At 65.5% G+C, this 12,515-nt stretch carries 14 protein-coding genes and 1 pseudogene; 6 read left to right on the top strand and 9 right to left on the bottom strand.

The window, feature by feature from the left end:
• Window positions 1-117: 117 nt before the first annotated feature.
• Window positions 118-237: pseudogene (locus ACIQXM_RS17290) on the top strand (3-hydroxyisobutyrate dehydrogenase); the annotation flags it as partial.
• A gap of 24 nt (window positions 238-261) precedes the next feature.
• Here ACIQXM_RS17290 and ACIQXM_RS17285 read toward each other — a convergent pair.
• The 3 genes from ACIQXM_RS17285 to ACIQXM_RS17275 are packed head-to-tail and all read right to left on the bottom strand — an operon-like array spanning window position 262 to window position 3,272.
• Window positions 262-1,941, bottom strand: coding sequence for a RecQ family ATP-dependent DNA helicase (locus ACIQXM_RS17285; protein WP_400933718.1), 1,680 nt, complete (start codon window positions 1,939-1,941; stop codon window positions 262-264).
• Between the two features lie 54 nt (window positions 1,942-1,995).
• The gene (locus tag ACIQXM_RS17280; protein WP_400933716.1) at window positions 1,996-2,748 is read right to left on the bottom strand and encodes a cytochrome c oxidase assembly protein; all 753 of its coding nucleotides are present in this window, start codon (window positions 2,746-2,748) and stop codon (window positions 1,996-1,998) included.
• Window positions 2,749-2,786: 38 nt separating this feature from the next.
• Window positions 2,787-3,272, bottom strand: a complete 486-nt coding sequence (locus ACIQXM_RS17275) for a DUF2243 domain-containing protein (RefSeq protein ID WP_400933714.1) — start codon at window positions 3,270-3,272, stop codon at window positions 2,787-2,789.
• Between the two features lie 115 nt (window positions 3,273-3,387).
• Between ACIQXM_RS17275 and ACIQXM_RS17270 the strand changes: the two genes are divergently transcribed.
• From ACIQXM_RS17270 to ACIQXM_RS17250, 5 genes are all read left to right on the top strand, one after another.
• The gene (locus ACIQXM_RS17270; RefSeq protein ID WP_400933989.1) at window positions 3,388-3,684 is read left to right on the top strand and encodes a DUF503 domain-containing protein; all 297 of its coding nucleotides are present in this window, start codon (window positions 3,388-3,390) and stop codon (window positions 3,682-3,684) included.
• 143 nt (window positions 3,685-3,827) lie between these two features.
• Window positions 3,828-5,579 (top strand): 3-ketosteroid-delta-1-dehydrogenase, encoded by a 1,752-nt coding sequence (locus tag ACIQXM_RS17265; RefSeq protein ID WP_400933712.1) that lies wholly within the window; start codon window positions 3,828-3,830, stop codon window positions 5,577-5,579.
• A gap of 89 nt (window positions 5,580-5,668) precedes the next feature.
• Entirely contained in the window at window positions 5,669-6,166 is a 498-nt protein-coding gene (locus ACIQXM_RS17260) for a DUF2975 domain-containing protein (RefSeq protein WP_400933710.1), read from the top strand.
• Window positions 6,166-6,423 (top strand): helix-turn-helix domain-containing protein, encoded by a 258-nt coding sequence (locus ACIQXM_RS17255; protein ID WP_400933707.1) that lies wholly within the window; start codon window positions 6,166-6,168, stop codon window positions 6,421-6,423. The genes ACIQXM_RS17260 and ACIQXM_RS17255 overlap by 1 nt, the downstream gene beginning before the upstream one ends.
• 161 nt (window positions 6,424-6,584) lie before the next feature.
• Complete coding sequence (locus tag ACIQXM_RS17250; RefSeq protein ID WP_400933987.1) at window positions 6,585-8,966, top strand: Tex-like N-terminal domain-containing protein; 2,382 nt, start codon at window positions 6,585-6,587, stop codon at window positions 8,964-8,966.
• Here ACIQXM_RS17250 and ACIQXM_RS17245 read toward each other — a convergent pair.
• The 6 genes from ACIQXM_RS17245 to ACIQXM_RS17220 all read right to left on the bottom strand — a co-directional run bounded on the left by ACIQXM_RS17245 (window position 8,963) and on the right by ACIQXM_RS17220 (window position 12,390).
• Window positions 8,963-9,232 (bottom strand): hypothetical protein, encoded by a 270-nt coding sequence (locus ACIQXM_RS17245; RefSeq protein ID WP_400933697.1) that lies wholly within the window; start codon window positions 9,230-9,232, stop codon window positions 8,963-8,965. The genes ACIQXM_RS17250 and ACIQXM_RS17245 overlap by 4 nt on opposite strands.
• 16 nt (window positions 9,233-9,248) lie before the next feature.
• The gene (locus ACIQXM_RS17240) at window positions 9,249-10,064 is read right to left on the bottom strand and encodes a cupin domain-containing protein (protein WP_400933695.1); all 816 of its coding nucleotides are present in this window, start codon (window positions 10,062-10,064) and stop codon (window positions 9,249-9,251) included.
• On the bottom strand, window positions 10,064-10,729 hold the full coding sequence (locus tag ACIQXM_RS17235) for a DUF6807 family protein (protein WP_400933693.1): 666 nt from the start codon (window positions 10,727-10,729) through the stop codon (window positions 10,064-10,066). Before ACIQXM_RS17235 ends, ACIQXM_RS17240 begins: the two co-directional genes overlap by 1 nt.
• 211 nt (window positions 10,730-10,940) lie before the next feature.
• Window positions 10,941-11,633 carry an HAD family hydrolase gene (locus ACIQXM_RS17230; RefSeq protein WP_400933691.1) on the bottom strand — a complete coding sequence of 231 codons (693 nt, stop codon included), beginning with the start codon at window positions 11,631-11,633 and terminating at the stop codon, window positions 10,941-10,943.
• Window positions 11,634-11,673: 40 nt separating this feature from the next.
• Window positions 11,674-12,120, bottom strand: coding sequence for a very short patch repair endonuclease (locus ACIQXM_RS17225; RefSeq protein WP_400933689.1), 447 nt, complete (start codon window positions 12,118-12,120; stop codon window positions 11,674-11,676).
• Window positions 12,121-12,165: 45 nt separating this feature from the next.
• On the bottom strand, window positions 12,166-12,390 hold the full coding sequence (locus tag ACIQXM_RS17220; protein ID WP_400933687.1) for a hypothetical protein: 225 nt from the start codon (window positions 12,388-12,390) through the stop codon (window positions 12,166-12,168).
• Between the last annotated feature and the right edge of the window lie 125 nt (window positions 12,391-12,515).

Genomic DNA, 12,515 nt, shown 5'->3' with positions numbered 1-12,515 from the left:
GTGTGGTCCGCTGTTACTTCCCGCGGGGGAGCTCGCCAGAGGCCCGTGGTACTGCCGTATTCGAACCGATTTCCGCAGCGGTACGGTGTTTCCGGGGATTGCTATTGTTATGTGCCCGCCGGCAACGTGATCCCCACCGAAGGTGCCACCACGGGCCAGGCGGCGAAGATTTGCAACAACCTGATGTTGTTCATCAACCTTGCGGCAACGTCCGAGGGAGCTGTCCTGGCCGACAGGCAAGACCCGCCCGGGCGGCGGCAGCTAGGCGGACCGGGCGCCCACATCTGCAGGCCGGAGGAGGTCCTTCTCCAGCACCAGGTCCACGGCGAGCGTCTTATAGCCCTCGGCCTCAAACAGCACAGTCACCGTACCGTCGTCATAGCTCATGACGGTTCCCGGACCCCACTCGGCGTGCAGCACCGCAGAATGCAGTGGAAAGGGCGGTGCCGGAGATTGGCCGCCCTGGGCGGCCTCCGGTTCCGCGGGGATTCCTTCCGCGGCTGCGCGGTCACAGTTGTCGCAGTTGCCGCAGGGCTCCTCGAGCTGTTCGCCAAAGTATCCGAGCAGGAACTGGCGGCGGCAGGAGGTTGTCTCAGCGTATTGGCGTGCCATGTCCACGCGGGACTGATCGATGTGCTCGCGCCGCCGGGCTGCATCCAGGGCAGCGGACAGGGCATCCTCCGGAGCCATGTCTTCCGCGCGGTAGACGCCGTTCTTTTCCCAGGCCGCTCCTGCTTCCCGAAGCAGGTTCAGCAGGCCGCCCAAGCGCCGGGAACTGATGCCCAGGGCAGTCCGCAGCTGCGCGGAAGTGGCGCCGGCGTCGTTGGCCCGCAGCACCGCATAGAGCTGGCGCAGACCCTCTTCGTCGGGGGATTTACTGGCAAAGAACCGGCGCAGTCCCAGGTCCTCCGGCCGGTAGTGGAGCACCGCCTGCGCCGGTTCCCCGTCCCGCCCGGCCCGTCCGATCTCCTGGTAATAACTATCCAGGGAGTCTGAAATCGCGGCATGCACCACAAAGCGGACATTGGGCTTGTCGATTCCCATTCCAAAGGCGTTTGTGGCAGCCACCACATCCACCTCGTCGGCCAGGAATTGCCGGTGGACCTCCGCACGGTCCTTGCTCCGCCGGGCCGAATGATAGAAATCCGAGCGCAAGCCGCGCTCTTCCAATTCGGAGGCGTAGTCTTCGGTGTCCCGGCGGGTAGCGACATATAAAAGACCGGGGCCGTCCAGTTCCGGAACGGAGTTCAGGACGGCGCGGCGTTTGTCTCCGGCTTCCACGTACATGTGGACAGCCAGGTGCAGATTGGGCCGGTCGAAACCGTGGGAGAGCACCAGCGGATCACGGAGATTCAGCACGGAGGCAATTTCACTGCGCACCGGAGGAGCGGCAGTGGCGGTCAGCGCGAGGACCGGCCGGCCCAGGGCTGATACCAGAGACCCGAGCTTCAGGTAGTCAGGGCGGAAGTCATGGCCCCAGGCGGAGACACAGTGCGCTTCATCGATGACGAGGAGGGACACCTCTAGAGCCATGAGCCGGCCAACGACTTCATCCCGGGCCAGCTGTTCCGGGGCCAGGAAGATGAACTTTGCCCGGCTGTCCTCGTCGGGGTTTTCAGCGGCTGCCCACGCTTCATCAATGGAACCCTGCGGCTCCGTCGAGTTCAGGACGTAGGCCCGCGGGCGGCCGATGGCCTCATTGATTGCGTCAGCCTGGTCCCGCTGGAGCGCGATCAAAGGGGAAACTACAACGGCAACGCCCGGGAGCGTCAGCGCTGGGACCTGATAAATGGCGGATTTTCCGTAGCCCGTGGGCATCACACAGACGGCGTCCCGTCCGCCTGCAACAGCTTCCATGGCCTCAAGCTGCCCGTCCCGGAAGGAGTCCCAGCCGAAGACACTGGCTGCGGTGTGCAAAAGATCGCGACGTGTAATAGTCATGGAACCCCTTGTTCTGCCTGCCGGCCTACCCGGTGGCCACCCTCATCCATAATACTAAGCCGACTTAGTATATTTCCGCGATGCGATGTTTGGACGCGGCCGGGCGGCGCGGTACCACTGCCGGCAGAGCAGGAAAATCAGTGCCAGCTCCACCGCTCCGCCGCCGTAATACAGGATCAGGGCGCCTGTCTCCCCGTTCGCCTGGCCCACTCCCGCAGGGGGAACAGCATAGAGCGTCTTCGTCAGGATGTTGTGGGCCGCTGCCGAAAGAACCAGCACCACTGCACGCAGCCGCACTCCGGCGCGGTGGCGCATGGGGTCCCGGCCAACGAGGGCCGCGGTGTACAGGTAGCCGGCGGCCACCAGATGGAAGGTCACCAGCCAATGGACCGGCGGTGACTCCTGCATGGCGGTAAACACCCCGGTACGGAACATCACCACCATTCCTCCGATGTTCAGGACGGCGGCAGTTACCGGGAAGGCCAGGAACCGCAGCAGCGGGCTGCCCAGAAAACGGGAGACCCGGCGGGCGGGAACAACATCCAGCGCGCACAGGGCGAGGGATGCCGGCCGGGAGAGAACCAGGAGCAGCGGCCCCAGCATGCCGGCCAGGATGTGGGCGAGGCTCAGCGCAGCGAAATCCTGGTGGCTGCGGGCGGCCAGCGGACCCATGACAGTAACCAGGACTGCGGCAACCCCGGCCGTGAACAGAAACGAACGCCGCTGCGGCCAGTTCCTGGACCGGGCTGACAGCGCGCCGGCCCAGTAGGCGGCAACGGCTGCGGCGGCGGGTATGAGAAACAGCAATTCAACACCAAATCCACCGCTTTGATGGCTGTGCACGGCTAGCTCCGGGCTGCCCCGGCGTGTGCCGGAACCGCATGGCGCGTCCGGTAGAGCAGGGCGGCGCCGGCAAGAATCATCACCGCCGCAGTGAGGTTCCACGCCAGATCGTAGGGCAGCAGGGCAACCTCATAGCGGATCTGGTGCAGCCCCATGAGCTTGTGCTGGACGGTGCCGTCATAGAGCTGGAAGGCGCCGGTGCCCAGCAGGACGGCACCGGCCCACCTGGCGGGCAGCAGGATGGCCCGGCGGCGCAGGTCGGCAAACAGGAACAATCCGGCCACCACGGCAAACCAGCCGAAGGCATGGAACAGTCCGTCGGACAGGAGTCCGACTGATGTGGTGGATTTGTCGTAGAAATGGTGCCACTGCAGCAACTGGTGGAAGAGAACCTCGTCCACAAAAGCGGCCACCCCGATTCCCACTAACACTCCGGAGAGGACGTTGCGGCGGGTGGGGCGGGCCGGAGCTTTGGCGGGCGTGCTCATCCAGAGAAGATAACACCGGCCCCGTGGACGGCGCATCCCGGCAGGCAGGCACTCCCGCTGTTGTTGCCGAACCATGCACTGGTGCTCTCCGGCAGGCATGGACCACCATAATTCCATGTGGATGGGCATTATCGAATTTGATCTGTTGTTGGGAGACGTGCATTCGCTCAAGGGCAAACGCTCAGTCATCCGCCCGATCCTGGCCGAGCTGCGGAGAAAATTCGAGGTATCGGCCGCCGAAACCGGTGAGCCGGACCTGCACCGGCGTGCGGGCATCGGGGTGGGGTTGGTGACGGCGGACAGCGCCCACGCGGTGGAGGTGCTTGACGCCGTCGAACGCCTGGTAGCCGGACGGCCCGAGATTGAACTGCTCAGTGCCCGACGGCGGCTGTTCAGTTCCGAGGACTGGTAGCCGGTGAGTACGTCCCGCTATGCACCACGCCCATCCTGATACTGGGTTTCACTTGTTATCCGGGTTAGGGTGCACAAACAGCGGTACAACGACGTTTCGCGGTGTGCTGACAAGTTTCAGACTGAGAACCTAGGGAGATGGCAATGGCGCAATCGGTACCAGCGCGGAAATTCACGGCACAGGACACCACGGTGGATCTGTTGATCATTGGCTCAGGTACCGGAATGGCTGCAGCCCTGGCGGCGGCAGAACAGGGTTCCTCCGTTCTGATCGTGGAAAAGACCGCCACGGTGGGCGGGTCCACGGCCCGTTCCGGCGGAGCATTCTGGATTCCCAACAATCCGGTCCTCAAGGCTGCCGGTGCCGCCGATACACCCGTCCGGGCCACAGCGTATGTCGACGCCGTCGTCGCCGGCACTTCCTCCGCAGAACGTTGGCAGGCTTTCCTGGACAACGGAACCGCCACAGTGGAAATGCTGCAGCGAACCACGCCCATGAAATTCATGTGGGATGAAGAGTATTCGGATTACCATCCGGAGGAGCCGGGCGGATCGGCTGCGGGCCGCAGCTGTGAGTGCAAGCCTTTCGACGCAAATGTCCTCGGTGAGGAACGCGGCCGGCTTCGCGGCGGCACCATGGAATCTTCTTTGCCGATGGCCATCACCGGCAAGGACTACCGTGCGCTGAACCTGATCTCCAAAGCGCCGGTCCAGGGGCTCAGCACCGCAGCCACCCGGATCTTCCAGGGCGTTGGCGGCCTCGCATTGAAGCGGGACTACGTGGCCGGCGGGCAGGCCCTCGCGGCTGGTTTGTACGCCGGGGTGCTGGCAGCCGGCATTCCCGTCTGGACGGAAACCTCCCTGGTGCGGCTCGTTACCGAAAGTGGCCGGGTGACGGGAGCGGTGCTGCAGCAGGATGGCCGAGAGGTCACGGTGACCGCTCGGCAGGGCGTGGTCCTCGCCGCCGGCGGATTTGACCATGACATGGCCATGCGTCATGAGCACCAGTCGAAAATGCTGGAAAACTGGAGTTTTGGCAGTGAAGGAAACACCGGTGACGCCATTAAGGCTGCCGTTTCCGTCGGTGCCGGCACCGCGCTGATGGACCAGTCCTGGTGGTTCCCGGCCGTTGCCCCGCTGCCCGGCGGAGCGCCGTCGGTCATGCTCGCGGAACGTTCCCTGCCCGGATCCCTCATTGTTGACGGCAGCGGATCCCGTTTCGTGAACGAGGCCCAGGATTACATGTCCTTTGGCCAGCGCGTCCTGGAACGTGAACGCCAGGGCAACCCGGTAGGCACCATGTGGATGGTGTTCGACCAGGAATACCGGAACAGCTACATCCTTGCCGGAAGCCTGTTTCCCCGGATGGCGCTGCCGGAGAAATGGTATGAGGAAGGGATTGCAGCCAAGGCTGAGAGCCTGGGCGAACTGGCACGGAAAATCGGCATGCCGGAGGAAACATTCACGGCAACAGCATCCCGCTTCAATGAACTGGCCGGGGCCGGCGTCGACGAGGACTTCCACCGCGGATCGAGCGCCTATGACCGGTACTACGGCGACCCCACGGTTCGGCCCAACCCCAACCTGCGCCCCCTTTCCGGCAAGGTGTTCTATGCCGTCAAGGTTGTTCTCAGCGACCTGGGCACATGCGGCGGCCTCACCGCTGATGCGCGGGGACGGGTCCTGACCGAAGACGGCTCCGCCGTTGATGGTCTGTATGCCATCGGAAACACCGCTGCCAACGTGTTCGGCAAGAGCTATCCGGGCGCAGGGGCAACCATCGGCCAAGGGCTGGTGTACGGCTACATTGTGGCCCGGGACGCTGCGGCGCGGCCGGCCGCGGCTGGAGACGGGGTCCGGGCAGGAGCGGGGGAAGCGCCGGCACAGGCGGGTTAGTTTCCGCACGTGCTTGTTTCCCCTCTCGATAGTCGATAGATTTGCGCTGACAATCAATCGGTGTCCGTCAGTCGATGAGGGGAAATTCCATGAGCAGGTTAACTATCCTGGCGCTGCGCGTCGTGCTGGCTGCAGTCCTTGCCGGCACGCTGTTTGTGCAGACCGTCATGGTGCCCCTGCTGGCCACTGATCTGGCACAGGCGGGCCCGGACGCAGACGCCGTCCGGGTTCCCGTCGTCGTCATTATTGTCCTGGGCCTCATCGCGGTGCAGGTCATCCTGGTCTGTGTCTGGTGCCTGTTGACCATGGTGCGCAGGGGAACGGTGTTTTCCCCGGCCGCCTTCCGCTATGTGGACGGGGTGATAGGTGCCGTCAGCGCGGGTTCCCTGCTCCTGTTCGCCCTGGGAGCGGTGCTTGCCCCGGGAGAGGGTGTGGCGCCCGGCGTCGTCCTGCTCATAGGAGGAGCGGGACTGGCCATCGCAGGGGGAGCACTGATCGTCCTGGTGCTGCGGATGCTGCTGGCCCGTGCTGTCGCCACCGATGTGGAGGCAACTCAGTTGCGCAGCGAACTCGGAGAGGTGATCTGATGCCCATCATCGTGGACATCGACGTCATGGTGGCCAAACGGAAGATACCGGTGGGTGTCCTGGCTGAGCGCATCGGAATCACCCCGGCCAACCTCGCCGTCCTCAAGAACGGCCGGGCCAAGGCGGTGCGGTTCACCACGCTGGCCGCCCTGTGCGAAGTGCTGGACTGCCAGCCCGGTGACCTGCTGCGGTGGGAGCCGGACGAGGAGACACCGGTTGATGAGCTTGCCGCGCCCCAGCCCGTGAATCGGCAATAGTTGACCGATCCTGCGGCCCGTAGGGAACAATTGGGCGGGTGAGTCTTCCTTCGGTACACCCCAAGAACCCGGCAGCTTCCTCCGCAACGCGTCCCGCCCGGCAGGAGGGCGGGAAAGCAGGCACGGCCGCCGAGCAGGTCACCGGCCGGGTCTGCGCACAGATCGCCGCGGAGCTGGATGTGGCCCCGTGGCAGGTGCGTGCCGCCGTCGACCTTCTGGACAGCGGCGCCACCGTCCCCTTCATTGCCCGGTACCGCAAGGAGGCCACCGGAACCCTCGATGATGCGCAGCTGCGCGAACTCGACGAGCGCCTGCGGTACCTGCGCGAGCTGGAGGACCGGCGGCAGTCCGTCCGGGAAGCCATCGAGAGCCAGGGCAAGCTGACTCCGCAGCTGGCAGCGGCCATCGCCGCAGCGGACACCAAATCCCGGCTCGAGGATATTTACCTGCCGTACAAAACCAAGCGGCGCACCAAGGCGCAGATGGCCCGCGAAGCCGGCCTGGAACCGTTGGCGGAGGCGCTGCTGGCCAACCCCTCGCTGGATCCGGAACGCACAGCCGCCGGATATGTCAACGACGCCGTCCCGGACGGGGCGGAAGCGCTCGCCGGAGCGCGGGCCATCCTGATTGAACGGGCGGGCCAGGACGCGGACCTGCTCACCGGGCAGCGCGAGCGGCTCTGGAAGCAGGGCAAATTGCGCTCGCAGGTCAAGGCCGGCAAGGAAACTGAAGGCCAGAAATTCGCCGACTACTTCGCGTTCACCGGCTCGCCGTCGAGCATGCCCTCGCACCGGGTGCTGGCGCTGCTGCGCGGGGAGAAGGAAGGCGTCCTGGACCTTGAGCTGGCGGAGGCTGACCCGGCCGACGCCGCAGCCCTGACCGCAGCCCGGCAGAAGTATGAGCGGGCAGTGGCCGCTCACCTGGGCGTGAGTGACCGCGGCCGGCCGGCCGATGCCTGGCTTCTGCAGACTGCACAGCTCGCGTGGCGGCGGATCCTGGCCAAGCTCTCTGCCGATCTGCGCGTCCGCCTCTTCACCTCTGCTGAAACCGAAGCAGTGCGCGTCTTTGCCGCCAATCTCCGCGACGTCCTGCTGGCCGCCCCGGCCGGGAACCGGCCCACCCTGGGGCTGGATCCCGGGCTGCGCACCGGTGTGAAGGTTGCGGTGGTGGACGGCACCGGCCAGTCAGTGGCCACCGACACCATCTATCCGCATGCTCCCGCCCGCAAATGGGATGAGGCGCTGTCCCGGCTCGCGGAGCTGGTGAAGCAGCACCATGTGGAGCTGATTGCCATCGGCAACGGCACCGCCTCGCGCGAAACCGACAAGCTGGCCACCGAACTGATCCGGCTGCTGCCCGGTGCAGGCCTGCAGAAGCTGGTGGTCTCCGAAGCCGGAGCCTCCGTCTACTCCGCGTCCGCCCTTGCCTCGGCGGAACTGCCGGGAATGGACGTATCGCTGCGCGGAGCCGTGTCCATTGCCCGGCGGCTGCAGGACCCGCTGGCGGAGCTGGTGAAGATCGACCCCAAATCGATCGGTGTTGGCCAGTATCAGCATGATGTCAGTGCCGCCAAACTGGAACGTTCCCTGAACGCCGTGATCGAAGACTGCGTGACCGCTGTCGGCGTTGATGTGAATACCGCATCGCCGGCGCTGCTGACCCGCGTGGCCGGTGTGGGGCCGCTGCTGAGCGAGAACATTGTGGCTTACCGCAATGAGAACGGGCCTTTTGCCCGGCGTGCCGATCTGAAAAAGGTGCCCCGGCTGGGTGCCAAGGCCTTTGAACAGTGCGCCGGCTTCCTGCGCGTTACGGCCGGGAGTGAGCCGCTGGACGCCTCCAGTGTGCATCCGGAGTCCTACGGCACTGCCCGCAAAATTCTTGCTGCGGCCGGTGCCCGGATGAGCCCGTCCGGTACGGTGCTGGACAACCTTGACCCGGCCGCGTTTGTGGATGATTCGGTGGGCCTGCCCACGATCCTGGATATCCTGGCCGAACTGCGCAAACCCGGCCGCGACCCCCGGCCGGAATTCCGCACTGCAACCTTCTCGGAGGGCGTGGAGAAGATTTCCGACCTCCGGCCGGGAATGGTGCTGGACGGCGTGGTCACGAATGTGGCGGCCTTCGGGGCTTTTGTCGATGTGGGGGTGCACCAGGACGGGCTGGTTCATATTTCGGCCATGTCCTCCACTTTCGTCTCGGACCCGCACGACGTCGTGAAGTCCGGACAGGTGGTCAAGGTCAGGGTGCTGGAAGCGGACCCGGACCGTCAACGGATCTCACTGACACTTCGCCTGGACGACGATGCTGCTGCCGCCGGCCCCCGGGCTCCGCGGGACAGGACATCCAACGGCCGCCCGGCCAATGGAGGCAAGGCGGCCGGCCGCACAGCGGCGGCAAAGTCCGGCGGCGGCAAGGGGTCAGCTCCGCAGCGCGCGGGCAAGGCGGGGACCTCCGCCCCGGACAGCGGGCGCCGCCGTCCTGCGGCTCCAGTGCAGCCGCAGGGGCCGATGGCCGAAGCGCTGCGCCGGGCCGGACTGGTCTAGCCGTCCGAAGATTCCGGCGCTGCCAGGGCTTCTTCCGGGGCGGTGCCGCCGGCGGCAGCGGGATCACCGGGGTCTTTTCCTGAGTGGCCGGCCGGAACCGTGCCTGCAGGGGAAGTGCCCTGAGCCTCACGGATGTTGGCGGCCTTCTGTTCCGGCCGGGCGTCCCGGCCCGGCCGGCGGGGGCCGCCGGTCGGTTCGGGCTGGGGCGTGCTGGGGCCCAGCGGATCCTCATCGGTGTTGGCAGGTCCTGCGGGTTCCGTGGTCATTGAGTGCCTTTCTTCCTCATTGGTTTTTGGAGACTACCACCGGGTTCCCCCGGCGATCCGCGCCTGCCGCGTTCCCGGTCTCCCCGGTGGCGGGCATGAGATTCCAGGTTTGGAGCCGGCCGCACATCCCGTACACGGGATCGGAGGAGGTGGGCGCGGCGGAGCGCACGACGGCGCGGGACAGATGGGTGCCGTCACCCACTGCCAGCCGTTCCAGCTGTTCCAGGCTCTGCTGGGCCTGGGCCAGCGGACCGTTGCGGACAAGGGCCGTCCACGTTGCCACTTTGTCCTGAACGAGGGCGGCCGCCTGCCGGTGGAGGTGGTCCAGGGCCTGCGGACCCTCGGTTTCCAGACGGGAGCGAAGGGCAAGGAATCCTTCCATCGCCAGGTCCCGGCGGGCCACCACGGCTGCCTCCCTGGCCGCCGCTGTGCCTTCGGACGGGAGGGCGGCTGCCCTGCGGTATGTCTCCGGATCATTCAGATAGCGGTCAGGGAAGGTAAGGACCGCATCACCGTTTTCCGGCAGCCCGGAATTGCCCATGACAGCGACAATTTCCAGGGCGCCGTCGTCGTTGATGAGCCGGTGGACCGTGCCCGGGGTAAACCACAGCACGGTGCCCGGTGCCAGCGGATGTTCGTCAAAGCCGGTGGAACTGAGCGTCTGCACCCGCCCGCGTCCGGCCACCACCACATAACTTTCAGTGGTGGCCGTGTGTAAATGGGGGCTGCCCCCGCACTGGCCGTCCACCGCATCCCACGTGTAGACGTTGATCCGGGTGACCCCGGTGCCGCCGGGGAATCCGGCGGTTCCGTCCCCGGTGACGGGTAGCATCAGCGGCCGGCCGCGGCGGAGGACCCGAGCAGCTGCAGGCTGGCTTCGGCAAGCTGCTCCGACCCCTCCACGCCGCGGTCCAGGTCCGCAATCACCACGGCGTACTCGTAGGACAGGCGCTGCCCCGGCTCGAACGTGAGTTCCGTGGAGTAGTAGGGGGACGGGCTCACGACGGCGAAGATCCCGGTGCGGACAAACCATTCGGTGTTCTCAGCCCCGGCGTAGGAATTGTTGGGCGAATCGACGAAGACCAGCGTAGAAGCGCCGCCCTCGCCGTCGCGCCGGCCGCTGAAGGCCATCCAGGGGAAGCGGATTCCGTTAAGGTCGTCGCCGCCTTCCCTGCCGGGAATGTAGACGGAGCCGCCGGTGAAGGAGCGGGGGCCGCGCCAAAACAGTCCGCCATAGCCGGCATTCTCCCGGCCATTGGCGGTGGGGCTGCCCATCACGATGTCGGATCCGGACACATTGGTGAAAGAGGTGGAATAGGTCAGCGTCCAGGCCCGCTCGTCGGGTTCGCCGTCGAGCACGTCCACCGCGAACCGGCGCTCTTCCCTGACCCACAGCTCACCGGCCTGGGTAATCCACCGTGCCGGACCGTGCCGGCGGGTCGGGAAAGCGCTTCCGCTGCGCTTACCCTTGTACAGATCGGAAGTGATGTCAATCACGCGATATGCAGGTGCGTGCCGAGCATCTGCCCCAGTCAGCCACTCCCGGCGCGTAACGGAGCGGGCAGAACAGCCCTTCTCCGGCGGACGGAACCTCGAACAAGCCCGCGGACAGAACAGAGGGCCGGGGGATATGTTTCCCCGGCCCTCCGTCTGGCTTTTCTGTCCTGTTTGGTGCCCCTGGCTGCCCGGGTGCCCCGGTTGCCCGGGTTCAGTCGCGGCTAATGAGCTTCCCCAGCTCAGATGTATGCAGGTTGTCCAGCAGGTCGCGGGGATCTTCGAAGATTTCCTTGGCCCCGGCGTCGCGCAGTTCGGCTTCACTGGTGCCGCCGCAGAGCAGCCCAATGGTGGGAATCTCCAGATCGGCGGCTGCCTTTACGTCCCACACTGAATCACCGACGAAGATGGTGTCTTCAGCTGTAAGGCCGGAGGTGTCCAAGGCTGCCTGCAGGATGTTCGGTGCCGGCTTGGATTCTTCGGCGTCGGATGAACTGGTGGCGGCGGCAATGGCCGAATCGGCATCGATCACGCCGCGCAGGACTTTCAGCTCGGGCTCCGTCGCCGAAGAGGCCAGCACCACGGTCAGATCCTGATCAGCGCAGGCGAGCAGGAGCTCCCGTGCGCCGTTGAAGGAGCGCAGGGACGGCCACCAGGTGGAGAAGATGGCACCGTGGGTTTCGTCGAGTTTCTCGTCCTCGTCCGTGTTCCTGTCTTCACCCAGCAGGTGTTCCACGAGTTTGTCTCCGCCCATGCCGATGGCGCGGTGCACGGCGGACATGGGGACGTCGTGGTCCATTCGACGGAACGCCTGCCACCAGGCCACGGCGTGCAGATAGTTGGAATCGACCAGTGTTCCGTCGACGTCGAAAAGGACGCCGCGCTTGGCGGCGCTGTTCTGTGCCATGTAGGTCCTGCCTTCACTTGAGTGCGATTGAGGTGAGGTTCTAAAGTCTAGTGACCGCCGGACCGGGTGGGCCAAGGAAGCTGACCAGTTGATCCTCCAAAGCGCTGCGGTCCTTCAATTCGCACTCCCATACCGTCAGCGATTCCCACCCTGCGAGGGTCAGCGACTCTACTGCCGCGGCATCGCGCAGGGCGGTCCGCCGGCGTTTCTCAGCCCAAAAGGCGCCGTTGGTCTGCGGCGCATGCTGTCCGGCGGGACAGCTGTGCAGATGCCAGAAACATCCGTTGACGAAAACGACTTTGCGCCGCGCAGCGAACACCAGGTCGGGCTTTCCCGGGAGCAGTTTTCCGCCGGCGGAACCGTGAAGGCGGAACCGGTAGCCGGCCGCATGAAGCAGCCGCCGTACCAGGAGCTCAGGTTTGGTGTTCTTGCTCCGGATCCTGGACATGTTCCGGCTGCGCTGCTCAGCAGTGACGGTATCGGCCATGAATCCAGTCTAGGTAAGGGTGGAGGCTGCGCCTGCCGCAGACAACTAGATGCAGACGCCGGTGTAAGGGTCGCAGAGCGACTGTCCCGTGGGTACGGCAAAGGTGCCGTCGCCGCCCTCAACCAGCCGCAGGGCGCCCATATCCTCCAGGGTTTTAAGGACGTTCAGGGTCTGCACTCCACCGAGGTCAAATTCCTCGGCAACGTCCTGGGGCTGGACCCTTCCGTAGCGGCGAACGTAGTCGATCACTTTCTGATCAATGGTCTGCATGGTGCCCTTCTCGCTTTTCGCGTTACTTCTCACGTCGCGTCACTTCTCCTTCGGCGCGCTATTCGGTCCAACACCGGCCCCGTCCGCGGCATTCCCCGGATCAGCTTCCACGCGGCCGGTACAGC

This window comes from Arthrobacter sp. NPDC097144, assembly GCF_044762205.1.
GTDB lineage: Bacteria > Actinomycetota > Actinomycetes > Actinomycetales > Micrococcaceae > Arthrobacter_B.
This window is presented reverse-complemented; position numbering and strand designations above follow the sequence as displayed.